The sequence below is a fragment of the Streptomyces sp. NPDC052682 genome (assembly GCF_040678435.1).
Taxonomy (GTDB): domain Bacteria; phylum Actinomycetota; class Actinomycetes; order Streptomycetales; family Streptomycetaceae; genus Streptomyces.
Genome location: NZ_JBFATS010000035.1, coordinates 1 through 19,582 on the forward strand (window position 1 = coordinate 1; position 19,582 = coordinate 19,582).

The window sequence follows — 19,582 nt, forward strand, 5'->3', positions numbered from 1 at the left end:
GATTTCCGGGTCTTCGGCCACAGGGTCCTCCTCTCCTCATGTAAGCCGAAGATTGCCGACCCCGTTTGCCTAAGCGCAAGCTGACCCGCACGCTTTCCCGCCGGTAATACGGCAAGCGGAAAAGCCAGCACAAGGGAAGCCGGGGCGGGCGGTACGTTCGGCTTATCTAGCCAGATTTTGCGCAGCTTCCCAGATGAACAGGCATCTGGAGGGGCCGGGCTTCAGCGGATGGCGCGCTTCACGGCACTGCGGATGATGTCGCCCGTCGTGACGACCATGTCCTGCAGCTTGGCCTTCTCCAGGAGACTGTCGGCGTCGGGGCGTGGTGCGAGGGCGGCAGCGAACATGGTGAGGACGGTGAGTGCGCCTTGGCGTTCGGCCTCGCGCATGATGACCTCCGGCCCGTCGCCCCACCGGTCCTGCCACTCGCGTAGGGCCTTCACGGCGGGCTCGCTCTCCCAGTAGCAGGCGCGCACGAGCTGCTCGCCGAGATCGGCAGGGAGGCGCACGGCGAGGCGGGCACTGAGCTTGGTGGGTTCGTCGGCGAAGCGGCCATGCTTGCGGGGACTGCTGCCCACCGGGCGGCCGGGCGCCCCGGCCTCGGCGACGGGCACTGGCTCGTACGGCCCGTTCATCTTGCGGCGCTTCAGCTCGGCGCGGACCTCGCGCGCGAGGACCAGGTCGCGGGTGCCGGCCAGCTTCCCCGTCTTCCGGAGCCGGGCGAACTCGGCGCGTACACGGCTGCGGGCCTCACGGGCGGCCTTGCCTCGCAGGTAGCGGACGCCTTCGCGCTCCCGGGCCGCTTCGAGCCACTCGACCTCGGCCTTCCGGCCTTTCCTGACCACCTCGTCGAGGGCCTGGCGGTCCTCGGGCTCCAGCGCGATCACGAAGGGGAGAAGTGACATGCGGCGGAGTCTAGCTAGATATCGCGCCGGGCCCGGCCGCTTCCTGCGGGGTTTCACGCGCGCGTGCGATGGACGGTCTCACAAGTCTCACGACGCTTGCTAAGTTGCTAGCATTTCCGCAAGCGTAAAAGCGTTCAATCAAGCTAGATAACCCGCCACTAAATGCGCAGGTCAACCCGCATTTTCGGGTTGTTGCGCGGGGTGCTTTCCGGCTCTACCTTCGCACTAGGAATCCGCTTCAGGAGGTCGTCTTGCCCAGCTCCATCCCGCCGCTCCCCGGTCTCACCCGCTACACGTGGTGGGGCGCCGTACCCGAGGGCCTTTTCACCAAGACCCAGCTCGACCGGCAGGGCCTCAAGCCGGGCTCGGACCCGGTCGGCCAGGTGCTCTACCACGGCAATTGCTACGCCCCGCTGTACGAGAAAAGCGCCGCCGTGCCCAAGCGGGGATGCTCACCCGCGCAGCGCGCCGCGCTCGACCGGGCTCGGGAGCTGCAGTACGTGTGCCGACGGTGCGGAGACCGCCGCGACTACCCCCTCGGCAGCGGGCGCTGGTGCGAGCCCTGCTCGTACGCGGCCGGGCTGTACGCCGCGCACGCGAAGGCCCAGCGGTACGCCCGGGAGATCGTCGCCGACCCCGGCGCGGCCCTCGTCGTCGTGGCGGCCGGCCCCGGCGAGTACGCGCAGCCGGAGACCGTCGCGGTCATCCGCGTCCACGACCAGGAGCTGCTGCACGAGGGCACGGCCGGGGCGTACGGCACGCCGGAACGCGGGGCGCTGCTCGACCGGCTCGATGTGCTCCTGGACGGCCGCCGCGTCGTCCACGAGACCGACCGGGGACCGGTCAGCCGCTACCCGTCCATGCTCGTCACGCCCCCCGGGCAGCTCGTCAGCAGCGAGCGCGACGGCCTGCACCCGTGGCTGAGCCCGCACCGCGAGAGCGCCGAGAAGGCCGACTACGTCTCGCGGCTGTGGCGGAACTGGTTCGCCTGGACGAGGGACGAGTGGACCTCCATGGCGAGCGAGCCCTGGGACCAGGAGCGCGGGGTATGGGTCGCATGGGAGTGCACGGCGCAGGCCGCCGACGACGCGCGCGGCTTGGTCGCGCTCCTGCACCGGATCGCCGAGGGCACCGAGCCGGTGTGGGGGCGGGCCCGGTGGATCGAGGACGGTCACGGCGAGCCGGAGCTTCCCCGACGACGCCGCCGGCGGACGACCACAGCGGCCTGACAGATCTTGCAACTTCGTCCGTCCGGGACGATACGAGGGCCCGCGTTCACCTGCGCGGGCCCTTCACCGTGCTGCCGGGCATCCGTCCGGACGGCGTGATCGTTGGGTGCGATATGGAGCTGAGCGAGGCCGGGCTAGGAGTCGAGCAGCGGGCCGCGGCCGTGGCCGATGCGGTGTGCGAGCTGGTCGACGCGGTGACGCCGAGGACCTGGAGTACGGGCGCGGTCGAGGACGCGGCCGACGCCATCGACATGCTCGCCGAGGCCCTCGCGGCGATCGACCCCGAGGCCGCGAGAGTCCTCGTGGCGGTCCCGGCCGCCACAGCCGCACTGCGCCGCCGACTCGCCCCGGCCGCTGCCGAGGGCGTCGCCGAGGTTCCCGGGCCGCGCTCGGGACGGGCCCGCCGACGTGGACTCGGACCCGGCTGGAAGGGCGTACGGGCCACCGGCTGAGGCGCCCGGTGAGGCCAGCAGGCGGTCCACCAGGTGCTGAGACGGCTCTCCCCGAAGGGAGTCGTTCCCGGCTCTATCCCTTCGCCTGGATGAGCGGACGGAGACGAGCAAGGGCCTGCTGACAGTTCGCTGCCGTCCGTGCCGCCACCTCCTGTGCGCCCATAGCGGCACTCGCGGGCACTTGAGCAGATGCGTAGAACGCCAGATCGTTCAAGGCCGCTTCCCGTACTTCAGCGGGGAGATCGAGCACGTCACGCTCGTCCACGGTGAACTCCCCGTACTTGCGCTCCGCGAGCTCCCGGACCGCTCGCCCCATCGGGTCTCCGGTCGACATGATGTGGTTGAGGACCACGTTCTTCTTCATCTCCGCGGGGACGTTCGGCATATCGACAATCCGCGGTGTTGGCTTGTCCGGCCTACGCGGCTTGTGCTTCTTCTCTCGACCCATGCGCGGACCGTACTGGCCCGGCCGCGGTGCCGACCGCTGGAACTGCGGAGAATCCCCCTTGGGTGGAACAGTTCCGTGTCCGTCAACCTTGGGCATCGCCCGTACGCGCCGCGCCGAGAGGTCGGCCGATGCTCTGAGCCGCTGGGACTATCCCGCCATGTCCTGCACTTGCGGCGAAGGCTTCACCGTCCAACTCCACGACGGCGGCACCCGGTACCCCGTGATTCCGACCGACCGGCACACCGAGATCTCGTACTACTTCGATGCGCGGTGCACCACGTGCGGAACCAAGTACGGCGCCCCCTTCGCCCGTGTCGACAGCGAGGGCCAGGTCCTTGCCGATCAGATGCAGGACGTGCCGCTGGTCGACGTCATGTGGTTCCGCAAGCAGTGCGGCCCCTTCACCTGTGGATGCGATGAGGAGTCGCTGGCGGGCGATCCTGCGATTCCAGGGCCGTGACCCCCCTGCCCCCCTTGACCAGCGGGTGGTCAAGGGGGGTGGCCCTCAGAACCGCGCCAAGACCGCCCGCAGGACGCTCGGCACGTCGGCCGGGTCGACCAGGAGCACTCCGAGGGAGCCGAGCGCGAGTACCACCACGGCTCGGGTGCCGTCCTGGAGGACGCGGCGGACGTGGCCGGCGGGCGCTCGGCGGATGGCGTACGCGGCCAGGCTCCACAGGAGTACGAGGGCGAGCACGGCAAGGTAGAGCGGGGTCATGGACGTCGGTCCGTTCTCTGGCGCCGGGCAGTCTCCCGGCTCTCAAGCCTTCGCCCTTGAAGTCGCCCCCAGCACAGTACGGCCCGCCCGTGATCCGCGTCACACCCCCAAGCGCCCCCACCTGTTTCATAGGTGGTCCCTGTTTCAACACCGCGTACACCCCTTGCGGCATCAGGGCCGAAGGTGTTTCACGAACCGTTTCCAAGCTCTTGATTAGTGAAACGCATTCATGAAACAGTCGGGATCATGGACAGCGCTCCCCACCTCCTTGTCGAGGCCAACCCCTGCCCCATGTCGACGTGCCTAGCACCGGCGGGCTCCCCGTGCCGTACGGCGGCCGGGAAAGTGGCGGTGAGCTACCACACCGCTCGCTTCCAGCTCGTGCCCTCGCTCCGCTCCGAGCTGCGCATCGCCACCCCGGCCGTGCGCCATCCCGGGGCCACCTGGCGGGAACTGCCGGCGCCGACGTCGACCGGCCCGGCGCTCGATGCCGAGATCCGCATCGGGTACGCCCGCGTCTCCACGAAGCAGCAGGAGATCCAATCGCAGATCGACGCCCTCACCGCGGCAAACGTCCACCGGCTGTTCCAGGAGCACGTCAGCACCCGGGTCCGCGAGCGGCCCGAGATGAAGGCCGCCCTCGCCGCCGCCCGGGAGTACCGCGCCCTGGGCGCGAAGGTGACCCTCGTCGTACACGAGATGAAGCGCCTCGGCCGCGGCGCCCTGGAGCTGCTGAAGGTCGCTGAGGAGCTGCGGGACGCAGGCATCGAGCTGGAGTTCCTGACCGGTCCTCTCCAGGGCAAGCACGACCCCGCCGGGTACGGGGCAGCCCTGTTCGCGTTCTTCGCCGCGATGGCGGAAGCGGAGCGCGACTACATCCGGGACAAGACACTGGAGGGGCATGAGACCGCCCGCACCAAGGGCAAGGCCATCGGCGGCGTCAAGGTGACCGACGTCGACATGCTGGCGATGGCACTGCACCTGCGGGAGCAGGGCCTGAGCCTGCGCGAGATGGCGGCCCGGCTCGTCATCACCAAGGGCAAGAAGAAGGGCCAGCACCCCTCCCCCGCGACCGTCATGCGCATGCTGCGCGAGCACGACGAGCAGACGGCCGCGACGAAGCCCGTAGCGGCGCTGGAAGCCGCTGAGAGCGCCTGAGAGCACCACAGGGCACCAACGGGCCCCGGAGCCGTCCACGGGCGGTCTCGGGGCCTTCTGCCTGTCCAGGAGCCACCAGGCCACCGGTGCGGCGTCGCGTACGGGCGTACGCGCGCGTGGACCTGCGCAAGTTGAGCAACGAGACGGCGAAGTGCCCGAGTTGATCCCGGCTTCGCGCGCGCCCGCGTATGGCGGTCCCAAAAGTCCCAAAACCCCAGCCACCTGCCGCTTCCCCGGCCTCGATGACCCCGCGATGACCCCGCGACGGGGCCACGACGAACAGGCCGTGGGCCGCGATGCCGTCGCGGGCAAGCCACCGCGCGTCGCGGCCTCGTCGCGGGGTCATCGCGGGCTAGGACTCAGACGTGTACGTACACGTCGGTGCAGGCCAGCCCTCTCGTCAGGCGCACGCGGGGGATGCGTTCACCGTCATGCGATTTCCCGCATGCGGTTCTTCCGCATGCGGACGATCGGCGGCATAAGAAGACCATCCCCAGAAGACCATCTCTCTCCGTCGTGGTGCCGGCGTCGAGCAGCTGCTCGCGCACAACGCGCGGGCGCGCGAAGGGCGGTCCAGAAAGTCCAGAAACCCCGCGCGCGCAGCGATGGCGGAGAGCCGGTCCGCCGAGAGAGAAGGCACTGCAGACAAGTAGTCGGCGCGCGCCCCGTCTACCGCAGGCCCCGCCCCCTGGACTGCGTCGGCTCCGGGTGCGTGACGGCGGCCTGCTGGTGCTGTACGGCCTGCTTCGCCTGCTGCGCCTGCTGGTGGGCGCGGCGTGCGGTGACCTCCCGGTCGTACAGCTCCGGGTACTTCTCGGCGATCGTGGCGCGCAGAGCCTTCTCGGCGCGGGCATCGGCGGCCTGGGCGCGGAAGAGGGCGGCGTTCGCCCGGGACTCGCCCGCCTGCCGGGTGGCGCGGCCGACCTCGTCGCGGTCCCGCTTGTCCATGCTGTGGCCACGCCGTTCGGCGGCGGAGCGCATCTCCAGGAGCCGCTCAGCCACCTTCTCTACATGGTCGGGCACCGGGGTCCTCGCCACACCGAAGCTCTCGGCGAAGCGGCTCTGCTGCACCACGTCCCATGCCTCCCGCAGGGCCTGCCAGGCGTCCCGCTTCGCGTCGGCCTCCATCTGGAGGTACCCGGCGCGCTCCCCAGACAGGCGCTCGGTCAGCTGGCGGTACTCCTTCAGCGACGTCCCCGCCAGACGCAGCGCGATGCGGCTCTTGCCCTCGCTCTCGGCGAGCTTGGCGAGCTGCCGGGCGCGGTCATCGGCGTGGCGGGCCGCAGCGAACGCGGTCTGCAGATACTCCCGGGCGGTGGCGACATGGGCGTCCGCCTGGTCGAGGACCTCCCCGGCCTCGGCGGCGAACCGCTGCCCACGGGTGGGCTGTCCGGTGGCCTTCTCGTGGTCGAGTCGCGCGGCGAGTTCCCGGGCCCGGGTCTCCGCCTCGGCGGCAATGGCCTCGGCGTCGGCGGCGAGCCGGTCGCCCTCGGCGATCAGCCGGTTCAGCTCCTGCGGGGAGACGCGGCCGTAGATGCGCTTCGTCCAGGACGGGACCGCGCGTTCCTCGGCCCCGGCCTGGATACGGGCGAGCAGGTGCTTGGCCTTCTCCTCGTTGCGCCGGGCCTCCTCCTCGCGCAGGGCTTCGTTCTGCGCCCGGCGGTGGGAGAGGGTCACCGACTTGGCACGCCCCGCCTGTGCCATGCGGGTCTGCCTGAGCCTGCGTTCGGACTCGGCACGGGCTTCCTCGGCGGACAGGTCGCGCTGCCGGGGGAGCGGGGCGGGGGCTGGCGGTTCCTGCAGGAGGTCGGAGACCATGCCGTCCGGCCGGGACTGTCCCAGGAAGCGCGCGAAGGCGTCGATGGCCCTCTCCAGGCGCTCCTTCTCGGTGCGGGACTCCCCGAGCCGGGCCCGGGTCTGTTCGTCCTCGAGTACGGCCAACGGCAGCCACAGGTGATTCTGGCGCCGGGCCCGGGTGATGCCGGGATAGGTGGCAAAGGCGTTCGCGCCGTGCCCGTACATCAGCGACGTGTTGCACGTCAGGCCCTGGCTCGCGGCGATCGTCATGGCGTAGCCGAGGGACAGCGCCCCGCCGATGACCTTCTGCTGGGACACCCAGCCGGACTCGTTGCGGTAGCCGCCGGGGGCCTTGGCGTCCTTGACACGCCAGGTGATCTCGACACGGTGGTTGGCGTCCATCGCCGTGATGACGGCCCGGTAGCCGTTGAGCATGTCCGGGCCTTCTCCGCGACGACTGCGGTAGTCGTTCTCCCGGACGCGGACGACGTCGCCCACGGCGAGGGTGAGCGTGTCACCGCCGGGCAGGGCGTAGGTGTGCTCGTCGCCGAGTTCGCCGGCCTCGCGGCGGATCGCCTGCGCGCCGAGGTTGAGCGCGTCGACGTCGCTGTTGCGGGCGGCGAGCACCACCATGTTGGCGATGAGGTCGTGAGGGTCGGTCCACTCCTGCAGGCGCAGTTCGTCCCACGCCATGAGGATCTGGGAACGGGCCTCCTCGGCGGTCTCGGCGGGGTGCACGCGCCCGCCCTCGGCGAGCATCCGCAGCGCCAGCTCGTGGTCGCCGGTGCGCCAGACCTCCAGCGCGGCGCGCTCGGCGGCGTCCTCCTGGCGGCGGTTCTCGGTGAGGGTGAGCCCGTGGACCAGGCGGTGAGCCTCCCTGAACCAGCCGCCGGGGCCGATCGCCTGCAACTGCAGGTGGTCGCCGATGCTCACGACCTTCGTGCCGGTGCGCGCGGCCTCGGTCATCAGCACGGCCGCCGCGCGGTCGTCCACCATCGTCGCTTCGTCCACGACCAGGACGTCGACGCCGCGCAGCCCGTTGCCGTTCTCGATCTCGCCGAGCCAGGCCGCCACGGTCCGGGCCGGGATGCCGGAGGCGTCGGTCAGGTTCTTCGCGGCGACCGCGGCGAGGGTCGCGCCGGCGTACGTGGTGCCGGTGGCGTCCCAGCCGATCCGGCACGCCTCCATCAGCGTCGACTTGCCCGCCCCGGCGACGCCGACGATGGCGTCGATGCCGTGCCCGGCGGTCAGCACCCGGGTCACCGCCGCGACCTGTTCCTCGGACAGCTCGAACCCGGCGGCGACCTGGAAGACGTCGATGGCGGCCGCGGCCTGGTCGGCGGTGAGCTGCACGGCGCCGCTGTCGAACCGCTCCAGCGCCTGGCGGCGCACGGTCTCCTCGGCGTCGAGGATGTCCTGCGTGGTGTAGCGGTCGACGGATGACATGACAGTGGAGCCGAGGGTGGGCACGCGCACCGCGTAGCCCTCGACCGCCAGGACGTCGTCGCACAGCCGCTCCAGGCTGTCCGGGTCCGCGTCGATCCCGAACTCCAGCGCGTTCGCCACGGCCGCCAGGAGCTGCGCGCGGCTGAACGTCTTGTCGTTCGCGGTCAGCCCCTCCTTGGGGTCGAACACGACGGCCGCGATGTCGCCGGGCGGCGGGATGCGCGGGCCGGTGCCGGGCCCGTCCAGACCGGCGCCCCCGTCCGGGCCGGGCGGACCGGGGGCAGCCGCGGCCACCATCGCGTCGACGTCGTCGACGACCTGTTCGGCGCGCTGCCTCCAGCTCTCGCGCATCGTGGTCGCGTCGACGTCGAGCTTGTCGCGCTTGGTCGCCATAGAGACGGCCTGCTTCTCCTGGCGGCTGGCGTCGGCGCCGGCCTTCTCGTCGACGAGCGCGGCCCGGCGGGAGAAGTGGTCCCTCACCTGCTCGGGGATGCCGACGATCTCCCAGGCACCGGTGCGTTCGTTGCGCACGCGCCGGATGCCGAAGTGCTCGTACGTGAGCGCGCGGACGCGGGCCTTGAAGTAGGCGTCCAGGGCGGATGCGTGGCGGTGCAGGTCCTTCCCGCTGTTGGCGATCGACCGCCACTCGCCGTCCTCGCACAGCGCCATGTTGGCGACGGTGACGTGCAGGTGCAGGTGCGGGTCGCCGGGCTCCCCGGCCCGGATCGGGCGGGCGCTCTGGTGCTCGACACTCCAGGCGAGCAGTCCCCCGGTGGCGAGCCGGACCGGTTCGCCGTCCTTGCTGCCGACCGCGTACCCGGCCCATCGCTCCATCTGCCGGAAGGTGTCGCCCTTGGCCTGGTGAACCAACTCGCGCAGCTTCTCCGCCGGGAGCAGGTCCATCAGGGCCTGCACCACGCTGTCGGACTTGGGGAGGTCGAGGACCACGTCCCAGCCCCGGACACGGTCATCGACACGGAGGTCTTTGTTCTCCCATGCCGTGGCGAGTTCCGTTTCGCCATAGACGTCGTCCAGGGAAATCCCGGCGGCACGCGCGAGTTTGTGAAGCGTGGTCACCTGCATGCGGTGCATGTCACCGAAGCGGTGAACGTTGCGCTGCTGCTGCTCGAATACGCGCTTCTGCTTCGGCCTTCCCTCGAACAGTTCGCCCGGCTCAACGCCCTTTTCCTCGGCTGCCTTTTCGATGGCCTCGACAAGTCGGGCGGTGGTCAGCTGAGCCTTTTCGTGTGCGCGCACGGACGTGCGGGATTTGATCAGGCGGGCGCCGGTCTCGGGGTGACAGCCAGCCATCAGCAGGCGGGCGGCCCGCTTGCCCTCCTCGTCCAGCTCGGCGCCTTCTACGAGTCCAACGGCCTCCAGGCCGCTGCCCATCCAGACCAGTGAGGACCCGCCCTCGGGGCGCAGCCGGTAGTCGACGGCCTGGTCCTCACCATCGTCCAGGACGACAGTCTGTTCGCCGTCGAACTCGACCACGGCACACCCGGCCTGCTGCTTGAGCCGGTACTCGACCTGCGCGTCCTCCGTGATCTTCGTGACCCAGGCCACCGGCCGCCCCTCCCCGTGCTGCGCTCCCCGCGCGCTTGTTCCTGTGCCCCGGCCTGCCGGGGTTCCCCGCGAGGGGAACCCCCTTTGTCCTCTCCCTCTTTTCGATCATGAACCGGAGGGAGACCAACAGGGTCACCACACAACCCACAGACGACCAGGTGACCAACAGACCGACGGTGTACAGCACCATGCCACTGACCTCAGACGCTCAACGTGCCGGGGTCGGTCCGCTCCCGTCCAGCGGGCAACGACGTGCGTCGGCGGTCCGTGGGGCGGGCACGGCCGCCGTGGCGGCGGGGCCGAGGTTCCGGCTGGCGTTTCGGCTTGCGGGAATGCTGGCCAGGGTGCGTGCGGGGCTGCCTGCGTGGCGGCCGGCCTCTACGCTGAGACGCGAAGAGACCCCGGCACTAACCCTGCCGGGGTCTCTTCATCTACCGGTCAGTGGAACCAGACCAGGACCGGAATTCTGATCTGTCGTTCCTCGCGGATTACGGCGTATTCGATGATGACCGGTTCGCCTGCGATCTCCAGCGAATACCGGACTCCGAGGTCATCCATCGGATCACCGGGCGGTTCGCGGTCCGCGTCGACAGCGGCGCCCGCCTCAATTCCCAGAGCAAGCAGGAAGTTGAGGATCTTTTTGGAGAGATCCGGTGGCATATCGAGCATGACGCTCGCCGGGATTTCCTCGGTCCATACGGTCCAGCCGCGCCGTGGCTGGTCGGTCATCCGGCCTGCCTTTCCACCTGGTTCAGGAGGTCCTCGACCGCGACCAGGTTGCGGCCGGCAGCGGCGTTGGCCCGGCTGGTGTCGGCGCCCCGGGCGCGGTCGAGCATGGCGGCGCACCACCAGCGGCGCATGACGCGGGGGACGTGGTCCTCCTCGGCGGCCAGGACCTCGCCGTAGAAGCGGGCGCGCTGTTCGCCGCTCAGCGCGTCGCCGATGGCGTTGATGGTGTGCGGGATGGCGGGCATCCGGCTGTCCGCCGGGTGTTCGGGTTGGGCGCTCACTGCGCTCTCCCTTCGGGTCGGTGATTCGAGTGTCCTACTCGGGACGGCTGCCGGTGGCCTCTCCGAGCGCGGCGAGGACCAACCCATAGTCGGCCATGCGGAGCTGCGGGAGTTCACCGCGCCCTGCCTTTTCCCGGACCGCCGGCAGTGCGCCGAGGACGGCGACCAGGAGGTCGAGCAGTGCGCCGAGGATGCGCGGGCGGGCCTCGGTGTACGTCTTCCACAGCTCCGACTCGGGGCGGCGCTCGGTAAGCCGGCGCAGCTCCACGACGACAGTGCGGTCCGCCAGGTCGGCCCGGATCTCGTCGGGGGCAAGGCTCCCGGCGAGGATGAATGCCCGGTCGGGGCGGGGCACGAAGGGGAAGGGCTCCCCCAACCCGCGCTTGGTCATGGCGCCACCGCTCACGGCCACGCACAGGGCGTCCGACTGCCAGTCGGGGACGCGGGCGACGTCGTCGAAGCCGATGACCCGGGCGGCATCCGTGGCGGCGATCCACTCGTCCTCGTCGGCGGGCAGCCGACGGAAGGGCGAGCCCGGGTCGACCAGGTACTGAAGCAGCAGGGCCGCCACCGACTTCCCGCTGCACGGCACGCCGGTGAGGAGTAGCACCGGGCGGGTGATGTCCGGCAGGAGCGCGGCAAGGAGCCACGCCACGACCTTCGCCCACTCCTCGTCCCCAACGTTGAGCAGCTCACGCAGCTCGGTGAACGACCCGCCAGGGACCGGCAGGGGGAGCAGCTTCGTAGCGGCGGTACGCCGAAACTCGGGAAGCTCGGCGTCGGCCTGGACGACCTTCCAGCCGTCGCGGGTAACGGTGACGGCGGCGGTGCCGTGTCCGAGGTCGAGCACCAGGCCGTCCTCGGGGAGGAAGCCCAGCGGTGCCACGCGCAGGTGGCGGGATGAAGTGTTCGTGTTCGTCATGCAGTCCGTCCTTCTCTCCCAGAACCGGGGCCGCGGACCGGCCCCGGGTTCCTTGTGCTCAACGAGCCAGAGTCCCGTCAGTCCTTGAACGGGCCGGGCACCTCGTACCCGTTCGCCTCCAGCCGTTGGGCATGCCGTCACCGGTTCCGACGAAACGGGTCGGCGACGTCACCGCGCAGGACTCCGTGCACGAGCTGGGCGACCTCGGCGGCGCCGGCCTCCGTCACCGGGGCGCAGATCGAATGGGAGGTCGTACGGGTGGCGTTGAGCATCAGCTCCCACCCGCTGTCCGAGTACAGCGCGACCGCCAGGCCGCCGCCCATCCCCCAGGTGGGTCCGCCGGGAACCGGGGCAACGCCAACGCCCATGCGGACCGGGGTGGGCACGACCTCCAGGCCCTCGGCGGTCAGCGCGCTGCGCAGCGCGGCCAGCAGCTGCTGCAACTCGTCGGAGGTCCGCTCGGTCTTCGGGCGGCGGTACTTCTGGGAGACCGCCTCGGCGGCGGCAAGGGCGAGCCAGCCCTCGTCGTCGGCGGCCTTGCGGTCGAGGCCGTGCTGCTCGGCGGTGGCGAGGTAGGCGTCCAGCAGGGCCGCGGCCTCGGTGACGACGCTCGGGGCATAGAGCCCGGCGTGGCCGTCGTAGATCCGGCGGATCCGTGCGGGCGAGTCGGCGGTCGGGGTGGTCATCTGGTTCCCTTCATGGGCGAAGCCCGGGGCCGATTGGAGCGGCCCCGGGCTTCATCCTGTCGTGTCTCGGTGATGGGCCGGGCCGGTTCTGGGTCAGCTGTCCTCGAACCGCTTGGTGGCGCACGGCGGGCAAAGCGGGATCTGCCGGTGGTCGGGCTCGTCCGGGTAGAGCGCGGTGGAGAACGGGTCGGGGATGACCTCCACGTCCGGCCGCCGCTTCATGCACTCTTCGCAGACCAGGAGCAGGGGCTGCAGGAGGTCGAGGGCGTGGCGGATGCGGTCGCCGGTGCTGTCCTGGACGTGGCCCTGGGCTTCGTCCAGCAGCTCGGTGACACGCTCGATGTCCTCGTGATCGACCTCGCTCACCGACACCGTGATGGTGCCGATGACGTCGGCGACCGCGCCGAGCACTCCCGCGTCCGGCTTGGTCGGGTCGTACAGGGCCTGGAGGGCGGCGGCGTGCGGGCCGACAGCCTCGGTGCGGCACGCGGCGTCGCGGATGCGGTCGAGACCGATCCTGACGATCGCGACGGCTGCCTGCAGCTCCTGGTCGAGGGGGAGCTTCGGAGTCTGGTCCACGGGGGTCCTTCCGGGGTGATCGGCGGGATATCTAGCTGGATTGCGCGGAAGTGGCTTGCTACAGGGCGGCGATGAGGAGCGCGGCGACGCCGAGGAACAGGTGGTGGAAGCTCTGGTCCAGCGCGTAGGCACCCGTGCCGAGCGTCGGCGCGTACTTGCCCTCGCCGGTCACCGGGTGCGCCGGGTGGGCGGGCGTGCCGAGGACCAGGAACTCCGTCTTGCCGGTGACCTTGGCGAGCCAGGCGAGCGTGCTGCGACGGTCCGCCCACCAGTGGGTCGCCGCGTCGATGCCGAGGCCGGCCACCACGCCGGTGACCGTGACGGGGAGGTCGAGGACCAGGACGACCGCCGCGAGCGCGATGCCCTTGGTGATCGTCAGTCCGATGACGTGCAGGGTGCAGGCGATCCGACCGGCCCGGCTGGACTGGCCCGGGGTCTTGTCGTTCTCGCCTTTGTGGGCCGCCTGGTGGGAGGTCTGGACCCAGTGGTCACCGACGCTGTGCGCGATGTAGAGCGCGACGAACACGGCGGCGAAGACTGCGGCTGCGGTCATGGGTGCTGGTCTCCTTCGCGGTTTCCCGCTGTTGTTTCCGCTGGCTTTTTCGCTTGCGGTAATTAGAGGATGCAGACTCTGAGTCTGCATGTCTAGGGGTTCGCAGATTCTGAGTCTGCATAGAGCAGGTCTGTGCTGGTCAGGCTCGGAAAGAATCTCGCGGGCCGGGGTGTGCCGCCCGCTCCCGGGGCGCACTGCGAGGGTGGCGTGCGTCTCACCGGGCCGCGCAGCACACAGCCCGGAAGCGGCCGGACTGCGGGCCGGTTCCGGGCTGATCTCCTGCCACCCAAAAGCGGGGGAGGGCGGGCGCTGGCCTGGGGCGGCGTCGCCGGGCGCGGGTCAGCCGATGGGCTGGACTTCAGCTCTCCTTCGGTGCGGTGGTGGTCCACGGGTTGGCGGGGTCCTCGCGGCGCAGGCCGGTGAGGTGGTCGAGGACGACCCAGAGCCGTTCGCCGGCGGGGCCGTACTCCGGCGCCGCGATCGAGACGTACGTGCCGTGCGCGACCTGGTCGTAGAGCTTGCGGTCGAGGCCGGGCCACTGGATGGCCATGTCCGCCCGCCGGATACGGCCGCCGAACGCGGTGACCGGCTCGCCGTCCCGGGTCGTGACGACCACGGGCTGGTCCTGGACGCCGCCGCGGCGGTGGTCGTTGACCCGCACGAGCATCCCGGCGGCGCGGACCGCGCCGAGCAGACGGTGGAGCAGGGCCGGGTCGGTGACGACCAGCTCGACCGCCGCGCGCTGCTCCCACCACAGGCCGTCCGCGCCGGTACCGGCGAACCCCGGCTGCGAGCAGGTGGTGACGTACCCGGCCCGGCACAGCGCGGCGAGGGTGGGCACCAGGTGCGCGGTCTCCTCGTCGGGGCCGAAGCGCGGCTGGTAGCCGGGACGGGAGGCAATCTCGCCCTTCAGCCAGCGGGCCATCAGCTCGCCGAGGTCGGCGACGGTCTTCGCGGACTTCCAGAGGCGCCGGTCGGCGCGGCTCATCCAGGGCAGCTTCATGTCAGCGCCCCACGATCATGTTGCCGTGGCCGTTGAGCATGTGGTCCACGCAGTCCGGGCAGTCCTCGCGCGGCTTGAGGCGCTTGTGGGCCTCGCGCGAGGCGTAGGCGTGGTACCAGCACTGTCGGCACTCGCCCGGCGGCGGATTCAGAGCCTTCTTGCTCGCCATCGTGGTCTCCGATCAGTGGTTGACGGTGGTGTTGGAGCGGCCGAACCAGCGGTTGTTGTTCGTGACGTGCGTGTGGTTCTCGACCGTCGTGCGGCTCATGGCGGCGGGCGCGAGCTTGCAGGCGAGGATCGCGATGGCCAGCCACATCAGGGCGCCCGCGCCGAGCCCGGCGAGGGCGTTGAGGGCCTGGCCGACACCCCAGCCGGTTCCGGCCGCGAGGATGCCGCCGGCGGCGATGCGCTGGGCGCGCGGGTCGAACAGCGGCTGGGGGCTCAGGTCGCGCGGCGGGGTCGGCTGGACGGGGGCCGGGGCCTGGGAGCGGCGCATCGGGACCATCTGGCCGTAGGCGTCCGGCACCCAGACGACCGGGTCGCGCTCGTCGTACAGCTCGACCGGGCCGGTGGCCGGGGCCTGGAGGGGGAGGCGGTAGTGCGGGGTGACGTCGACGTCGTACGGCCGATACGGCTGCACCGCGGCGGCCTCGGTGTGCAGCTGGGGGGCGCGGTCGGTGCTCACGGTCAACCTCGTCTCTCGAAGGCCTGGCCCCCGGGCGGGTGGCCCGGGGGCCGGGGCGGTCAGTCCTGCTTGCGGTACGGCTTGGTGCGGCGGAGCACGTGGTCCCGGCTGAAGCCCGTGGCCTCCACGACGTCGAGCTGGAGGAGGTTGCCCGCGTCCAGTTCGGCGGCGATGTCCTTCCACATCGACTCGTCGGCGGCGGCCTTGGCCTTCTCGGCGTCCTCGTGCGCCTGGTCCCGGGTCTTCTTCAGCTCGGCAACCCGGGACTTGGCGGCGGTGCGGGTCTCCTGGTCGGGGCGGGGGCTCATGGTGCGGGCTCCTTCGGTGTCGTGAGGGACGATGGGGCTCCCTCCCGCTGCCGTTCGGAGCGGGATACGGGGCCCGGGGCGGCCGGTGATCCTTGGCCGGGAGACGGCCGCCCCGGGGCGTGTCTACCTGCTCAGCGGGACCTCGGGGGCGGGGACGGTTGCCTCGGCGGCCGTGGCCACGCGGGCGAGGACCTCGCGGGTGGAGTCGGCGGCGGCGATCAGGTTCCCGGCGAGCGCGGCGTAGCCCATCTCCCGGGCCCGGGACCCCAGGGCCGTGAGGTAGTGCCAGGTGTCGTGCAGCTCGTCGTGCAGGTCAACCAGGCCGGGCTGGAAGGCGTACGAGTCGGTGAGGCCGGCGGCGCCCTCGGCGTGCAGCTCGGCGCGCTCCTGGAGGCTGTCAAAGGACTGCTTCGCGATGACCTCGCGGACCTGGTCGACGGAGTCGTAGGCCCAGGACCTCCCCATGAGCCGCATGAAAGCCCTGATCAGGCGGTTCGGCACGGTGCTCTCCTGTCTGCTCTATCGCTGTTGTTTCCGCTTGCTTTTCAGCTTGCGGTAATTCAAGAATGCAGACTCCGAGTCTGCGTGTCCAGGGGTTCGCAGACTCAGAGTCTGCATAGGGTGCGTCTGTGCTGGTCAGCGCCCGGAATTTTCTTCCGGCGCGGGGAAGGTCAGGTGCTGCTGCGGTGGCAGACGCCGCACGGGATCTTGACCTCGGTGGTCTTCCCGGTGGCGGAGTGAACCCGGGTCGAGATGGTGACCTTGCCGCCCCGGCAGCCCCTGACCGTGCAGCGCTGGCGCTTGGGCCTGGCGCTGGTCGTCGGCCCGGCTCCGCCGGTCTGCAGCGTCCAGGCCGTGGTGAGCGCGGTGGCCTTCGCCGTGCTCACGGCCTCGCCCGCCTTGTCCTTCACGGCGTCGGCGGTCTCCCGCGCCTTGTCCTTCGCCGCGCCGGTGACCGCCTGCCTCTTCGCCTTCAGCTCGGCCTTGGCCGCCTTCTTCTTCGACCGCCACCACGCCTTGACCTCCGGTGCGGCTACCTCGTGGACCGCCTTGGCCGCAGCGACCGCCTGGTAGATGTCGAACGTGGGGCACAGCTCGCCAGTCATGACGATGCCGCGCCACTCGGCGGTGAAGGTGTCGCGGTCCTCCTCCTTCTGCCGCTTCACCCATCCGGCGAGGACGGCGTCGACCAGGCCGTTGGTGACGACCGTGGAGTCCTCGCCCTTGCCGCATGACAGGCAGCAGATCCAGGCGGGCGAGACCTCGCGGAAGCCGTGCTTGTGGATCTCCAGGGAGAAGCCGTTGCCGCACTCGGAACACAGCAGCTCCCGGCCGTCGACGTACGCCATTCCGAGCAGCTTCAGGTCGGCCTTCTCGCGCATCGCGGCTCTCCCCTCAGCCCTTGCTCGAACGGGTCGCGGTGGCGGTCGGGCTCGGCGCCGGCGCGGGGGAGGGGGTGGCCTGGTGGTCGCAGCCGCCCGCGAGGTAGAGCCCGGCGAGCAGGCTCGCCACGGAGCAAACGATCACCTTGTTCTTGGCCCACCAGCCGGGCGGGGTCGGCTCGCTCAGCACGTACTTGACGCCCATCGGGGTCGTCCTCCGTCGTGTCGGTTCTGTCATGGTTTGGGGTAGTGCTGAGACCTGGACACGGCCCGGACGGGCGCGCGTTTCCGCAGGTCAGTGGGTTGGGAGTCTTGGACGCCGGGGCAGTCGTCCTGGACGGGGCGCGTCCAGGTCGCGGGGGGCGGCGTCCGGGTCGACGGCCGCCCGGTCCGGGGGCATACCTGCCCAAACCGGGCGGCCGTCCAGGGTCTGTCCGGGGTGGATCAGGCGGTCAGGCCGTACTTCGCCTGGACCGTGCGGGCCACGGCCGCGAGGGGGTAGCCGTTGACCCGGCTGCCCTCCCACTCCTTCTTGGTCTTCTTCTCGTCGGCGGTGCGCACGACCAGGGCGCCGAGCTTCTCGGCGGTGATGTCGAGGCCCGCGGCCCGGAGCGCGTCCAGCAGGACGGACCCGGGCAGCCAGTCCACGGCCGCCGACGCGTCAGTGGCCTTCGCCTGCTGGTCGTAGGCGTTGAAGACGTCGACCAGGACCGCGAGGACGGCGGCGTCGTCGTCGTCCAGCTCCCGGAGCTGGTCGGCGAGGGTCTTCGGGCCCTCGGGCAGAGTGCCGGCGGCCTCGCGCAGGTCGTACGCCCGCTTGAGCAGCAGCTCGACCTGGTCGTCGGTGTAGTAGTCGGCGCGGACCATGACCGGGTTGGAGCCCTCCGCCCACAGCAGACCGGCACCGCGCATCTCCGGCTCGATGGTCTTCGCCGAGTAGCCGGCCGCCGCAGCGCCCTTGCCGAGGATCGTGTCGGACGCCTCGGGGGTGGTGCAGCGCAGCGCCCACCGGATGGACAGCAGGTCGCGCAGCGAGGTGTCCACCACGTCCGAGCCCGGCTTCTGGGTGGCGCAGAAGGTGATGATCCCGGCCGCCCGGCCTCGGCTGACGAGGTTGCGCAGCAGCTTGGTGATCTTCTTCCCGAAGTCGTCGTCGGTCGTGTAGAACATCAGCTCGTCGACCCACAGCAGCTTCTGGCGCAGCAGCGGGTACTTGTTGGCCAGCTCCTCGGTGACCTTGCGCTTGCCCAGCTTCTTGAGCAGGGCGTAGCGGTCCTTCATGTCGCGGACTGCGGCCTTGAGCATCTCGTAGAACGCCTCGGGGTCGGCGTCCCCCTCGAAGTACTCGCACAGCGGCTCGAAGGGCTCCAGGTCGCCGCCGCCCTTGCCGTCCGCGAGCCAGAGGATGACGCGCGGGTCGAGGGCCGCCGCGAGCAGGATCACGTTGCCGCTGGCGGACTTGCCCGCACCGGGCTCGCCGCCGATCAGGCCGGAGCGCTCGACCACGGAGATCGAGATGGGCAGGCCGCGCACGTCGGGGCCGATGGCGATGCGGCCCCAGAAGTTGGCGGCGGCCTCCAGGGCGAGCAGCGGGCCAGCCTCGGCGCTCTCGGTGAAAGGCAGGTCCTTGGAGACGTAGATCTCCAGGCGACCGGCCCGGGAGCCCTTGCCCTTGGGCTTGGTGAGGCTGACCTGCGCCTCCTCGACACCGAGGGCACCGGCGATCTCGGGCAGGCAGCGCATTGCCTTCTTCGCGGGGATGCCGGGGGGCAGGTCGACCACGGCGGACCAAGCGCCGCGGGCGTCCAGCATCGGCATCTGCACCAGGTGCAGGGACTCCTCGGCTCCGATGACCTTGGCCCGGCGGAAGACCTCGTCCAGCATGGGCGCAGTCATGGGGTCGCCGTCGCCGAGCGAGCGCCAGTCGGCCGACCAGTCCGTCTCCTCGGTGACGAGGTGGCGGCCCGCGAAAGCGCCTCCCGCGAAGGTGGCGAGCGCGCCGGCGGATGCGCCGAACAGTCCGGCCTCCACGTAGCCGCCGGTGATGGCGGCGACGGGCGGGCCGTACGCGGCTCCGGCGCGCATCGCCCGCAGCCTGCGGCGGTACTTCTTGGCCTGCTTGTGCGCGTTCACCGCCTGCATCGCGACCGTCTGGGTCCGGTCAGCCTCACGCAGCGCGACCTCCTTCTTGTTCTTCATCAGCGCCGGGGTGTACCGGGCTGCGCGGGCGGCGGCGCGGGCCTCCTTCGCCGCGACGTGCGCCTGGTGGGCGAGGGCCTGCGTCTGGATGCCCTCGAACCCGACCACCCAGTCCTGGACGCGACGGGCGCCGCGCTTGAACTGGGCGACGTGGCCGCGGTTGGTGCGCTGGCGGCGGACCCAGCGGCGGAAAGCCCGCTGCCGGGAGCGGTAGACCACACCCGCGTACATGGCCCAGCCCTCGGGGCTCTTGGCCCAGGTCGGGATCAGCGGGCGGTCGTCGAAGGCGTCCAGGTCGACGTCGGCCTTGTCCAGGTCGACGGGAGCAGGGGAGACCCTGCCCTCCAGGACGCGGCGGGCCGACTCGACCACGGCGGCTCGGTCGGTGGGCTCGGTCGTGCCACCCAAAGCGGGGGCGGCGGGGCGGGGGCTGGCGTCCGTGGCCGGCCCCGCGCCGGGGAGGTAGGTGACGGTGGCCAGGTCTGTGCTCTCGTGGCCTCGGCCGGTCGGCATCTCGGTCATGCTGGTGCTTCTCC

Annotated in this window: 22 protein-coding genes; 4 read left to right on the forward strand and 18 right to left on the reverse strand. The window is 71.0% G+C overall.

What is annotated here, in order from left to right; translation table 11 throughout:
- Positions 1 to 221 precede the first annotated feature (221 nt).
- Positions 222 to 905: a hypothetical protein gene (locus AB0K80_RS33000; protein ID WP_365676082.1), complete on the reverse strand. Its 684-nt coding sequence runs from the start codon at positions 903 to 905 to the stop codon at positions 222 to 224.
- Between the two features lie 251 nt (positions 906 to 1,156).
- Here AB0K80_RS33000 and AB0K80_RS33005 point away from each other — a divergent pair, with 251 nt between their 5' ends.
- A complete protein-coding gene (locus tag AB0K80_RS33005) occupies positions 1,157 to 2,134 on the forward strand; it encodes a hypothetical protein (protein WP_365676083.1) in 978 nt (325 codons plus the stop codon).
- Positions 2,135 to 2,247: 113 nt separating this feature from the next.
- Positions 2,248 to 2,586 carry a hypothetical protein gene (locus AB0K80_RS33010; protein ID WP_365676085.1) on the forward strand — a complete coding sequence of 113 codons (339 nt, stop codon included), beginning with the start codon at positions 2,248 to 2,250 and terminating at the stop codon, positions 2,584 to 2,586.
- A gap of 73 nt (positions 2,587 to 2,659) precedes the next feature.
- On the opposite strand, the gene AB0K80_RS33015 is transcribed toward AB0K80_RS33010, so the two are convergent.
- Positions 2,660 to 3,034: a hypothetical protein gene (locus AB0K80_RS33015; RefSeq protein WP_365676086.1), complete on the reverse strand. Its 375-nt coding sequence runs from the start codon at positions 3,032 to 3,034 to the stop codon at positions 2,660 to 2,662.
- A gap of 157 nt (positions 3,035 to 3,191) precedes the next feature.
- Between AB0K80_RS33015 and AB0K80_RS33020 the strand changes: the two genes are divergently transcribed.
- Positions 3,192 to 3,494 (forward strand): hypothetical protein, encoded by a 303-nt coding sequence (locus AB0K80_RS33020; protein ID WP_365676088.1) that lies wholly within the window; start codon positions 3,192 to 3,194, stop codon positions 3,492 to 3,494.
- Between the two features lie 45 nt (positions 3,495 to 3,539).
- Here the strand turns inward: AB0K80_RS33020 and AB0K80_RS33025 are convergent, their stop codons facing one another.
- Positions 3,540 to 3,752, reverse strand: coding sequence for a hypothetical protein (locus tag AB0K80_RS33025; protein ID WP_365676090.1), 213 nt, complete (start codon positions 3,750 to 3,752; stop codon positions 3,540 to 3,542).
- 351 nt (positions 3,753 to 4,103) lie between these two features.
- On the opposite strand from AB0K80_RS33025, the gene AB0K80_RS33030 reads away from it, so the two are divergent.
- Positions 4,104 to 4,910, forward strand: a complete 807-nt coding sequence (locus AB0K80_RS33030; RefSeq protein WP_365676092.1) for a recombinase family protein — start codon at positions 4,104 to 4,106, stop codon at positions 4,908 to 4,910.
- 669 nt (positions 4,911 to 5,579) lie between these two features.
- Here the strand turns inward: AB0K80_RS33030 and mobF are convergent.
- The 15 genes from mobF to AB0K80_RS33105 form a co-directional block, all read right to left on the reverse strand.
- Positions 5,580 to 9,719: a MobF family relaxase gene (mobF, locus tag AB0K80_RS33035; RefSeq protein WP_365676094.1), complete on the reverse strand. Its 4,140-nt coding sequence runs from the start codon at positions 9,717 to 9,719 to the stop codon at positions 5,580 to 5,582.
- 438 nt (positions 9,720 to 10,157) lie between these two features.
- The gene (locus AB0K80_RS33040) at positions 10,158 to 10,448 is read right to left on the reverse strand and encodes a hypothetical protein (RefSeq protein WP_365676096.1); all 291 of its coding nucleotides are present in this window, start codon (positions 10,446 to 10,448) and stop codon (positions 10,158 to 10,160) included.
- Positions 10,445 to 10,729 carry a hypothetical protein gene (locus AB0K80_RS33045; RefSeq protein ID WP_365676098.1) on the reverse strand — a complete coding sequence of 95 codons (285 nt, stop codon included), beginning with the start codon at positions 10,727 to 10,729 and terminating at the stop codon, positions 10,445 to 10,447. The genes AB0K80_RS33040 and AB0K80_RS33045 overlap by 4 nt, the downstream gene beginning before the upstream one ends.
- 34 nt (positions 10,730 to 10,763) lie before the next feature.
- Positions 10,764 to 11,651: a hypothetical protein gene (locus AB0K80_RS33050; RefSeq protein WP_365676100.1), complete on the reverse strand. Its 888-nt coding sequence runs from the start codon at positions 11,649 to 11,651 to the stop codon at positions 10,764 to 10,766.
- Positions 11,652 to 11,788: 137 nt separating this feature from the next.
- Complete coding sequence (locus AB0K80_RS33055) at positions 11,789 to 12,337, reverse strand: hypothetical protein (RefSeq protein ID WP_365676102.1); 549 nt, start codon at positions 12,335 to 12,337, stop codon at positions 11,789 to 11,791.
- Positions 12,338 to 12,430: 93 nt separating this feature from the next.
- Complete coding sequence (locus AB0K80_RS33060) at positions 12,431 to 12,916, reverse strand: hypothetical protein (RefSeq protein ID WP_365676104.1); 486 nt, start codon at positions 12,914 to 12,916, stop codon at positions 12,431 to 12,433.
- A gap of 58 nt (positions 12,917 to 12,974) precedes the next feature.
- The gene (locus AB0K80_RS33065) at positions 12,975 to 13,469 is read right to left on the reverse strand and encodes a transcriptional regulator (protein WP_086600838.1); all 495 of its coding nucleotides are present in this window, start codon (positions 13,467 to 13,469) and stop codon (positions 12,975 to 12,977) included.
- Between the two features lie 358 nt (positions 13,470 to 13,827).
- Positions 13,828 to 14,472, reverse strand: a complete 645-nt coding sequence (locus AB0K80_RS33070) for a hypothetical protein (protein WP_365676106.1) — start codon at positions 14,470 to 14,472, stop codon at positions 13,828 to 13,830.
- 1 nt (position 14,473) lies between these two features.
- Positions 14,474 to 14,641 carry a pRL2-8 gene (locus tag AB0K80_RS33075; protein WP_365676108.1) on the reverse strand — a complete coding sequence of 56 codons (168 nt, stop codon included), beginning with the start codon at positions 14,639 to 14,641 and terminating at the stop codon, positions 14,474 to 14,476.
- A 12-nt stretch (positions 14,642 to 14,653) separates the two neighbouring features.
- Positions 14,654 to 15,157, reverse strand: coding sequence for a hypothetical protein (locus tag AB0K80_RS33080; protein ID WP_365676110.1), 504 nt, complete (start codon positions 15,155 to 15,157; stop codon positions 14,654 to 14,656).
- Between the two features lie 59 nt (positions 15,158 to 15,216).
- Positions 15,217 to 15,465 carry a hypothetical protein gene (locus tag AB0K80_RS33085; protein ID WP_365676112.1) on the reverse strand — a complete coding sequence of 83 codons (249 nt, stop codon included), beginning with the start codon at positions 15,463 to 15,465 and terminating at the stop codon, positions 15,217 to 15,219.
- 123 nt (positions 15,466 to 15,588) lie between these two features.
- Positions 15,589 to 15,966, reverse strand: a complete 378-nt coding sequence (locus tag AB0K80_RS33090) for a hypothetical protein (protein ID WP_365676114.1) — start codon at positions 15,964 to 15,966, stop codon at positions 15,589 to 15,591.
- A 170-nt stretch (positions 15,967 to 16,136) separates the two neighbouring features.
- Complete coding sequence (locus AB0K80_RS33095; protein WP_365676116.1) at positions 16,137 to 16,847, reverse strand: hypothetical protein; 711 nt, start codon at positions 16,845 to 16,847, stop codon at positions 16,137 to 16,139.
- Positions 16,848 to 16,860: 13 nt separating this feature from the next.
- Positions 16,861 to 17,052, reverse strand: coding sequence for a hypothetical protein (locus AB0K80_RS33100; protein WP_365676118.1), 192 nt, complete (start codon positions 17,050 to 17,052; stop codon positions 16,861 to 16,863).
- A gap of 239 nt (positions 17,053 to 17,291) precedes the next feature.
- Positions 17,292 to 19,568, reverse strand: coding sequence for an FtsK/SpoIIIE domain-containing protein (locus tag AB0K80_RS33105; protein ID WP_365676120.1), 2,277 nt, complete (start codon positions 19,566 to 19,568; stop codon positions 17,292 to 17,294).
- Positions 19,569 to 19,582: the final 14 nt, after the last annotated feature.

Coding starts and splice junctions, on each gene's coding strand:
- AB0K80_RS33000 (WP_365676082.1), bottom strand. CDS start 905: ATGTCACTTCTCCCCTTCGTGATCGCGCTGGAGCCCGAGGACCGCCAG.
- AB0K80_RS33010 (WP_365676085.1), top strand. CDS start 2,248: ATGGAGCTGAGCGAGGCCGGGCTAGGAGTCGAGCAGCGGGCCGCGGCC.
- AB0K80_RS33015 (WP_365676086.1), bottom strand. CDS start 3,034: ATGGGTCGAGAGAAGAAGCACAAGCCGCGTAGGCCGGACAAGCCAACA.
- AB0K80_RS33020 (WP_365676088.1), top strand. CDS start 3,192: ATGTCCTGCACTTGCGGCGAAGGCTTCACCGTCCAACTCCACGACGGC.
- AB0K80_RS33025 (WP_365676090.1), bottom strand. CDS start 3,752: ATGACCCCGCTCTACCTTGCCGTGCTCGCCCTCGTACTCCTGTGGAGC.
- AB0K80_RS33040 (WP_365676096.1), bottom strand. CDS start 10,448: ATGACCGACCAGCCACGGCGCGGCTGGACCGTATGGACCGAGGAAATC.
- AB0K80_RS33050 (WP_365676100.1), bottom strand. CDS start 11,651: ATGACGAACACGAACACTTCATCCCGCCACCTGCGCGTGGCACCGCTG.
- AB0K80_RS33055 (WP_365676102.1), bottom strand. CDS start 12,337: ATGACCACCCCGACCGCCGACTCGCCCGCACGGATCCGCCGGATCTAC.
- AB0K80_RS33065 (WP_086600838.1), bottom strand. CDS start 13,469: ATGACCGCAGCCGCAGTCTTCGCCGCCGTGTTCGTCGCGCTCTACATC.
- AB0K80_RS33070 (WP_365676106.1), bottom strand. CDS start 14,472: ATGAAGCTGCCCTGGATGAGCCGCGCCGACCGGCGCCTCTGGAAGTCC.
- AB0K80_RS33075 (WP_365676108.1), bottom strand. CDS start 14,641: ATGGCGAGCAAGAAGGCTCTGAATCCGCCGCCGGGCGAGTGCCGACAG.
- AB0K80_RS33085 (WP_365676112.1), bottom strand. CDS start 15,465: ATGAGCCCCCGCCCCGACCAGGAGACCCGCACCGCCGCCAAGTCCCGG.
- AB0K80_RS33095 (WP_365676116.1), bottom strand. CDS start 16,847: ATGCGCGAGAAGGCCGACCTGAAGCTGCTCGGAATGGCGTACGTCGAC.
- AB0K80_RS33100 (WP_365676118.1), bottom strand. CDS start 17,052: ATGGGCGTCAAGTACGTGCTGAGCGAGCCGACCCCGCCCGGCTGGTGG.
- AB0K80_RS33105 (WP_365676120.1), bottom strand. CDS start 19,568: ATGACCGAGATGCCGACCGGCCGAGGCCACGAGAGCACAGACCTGGCC.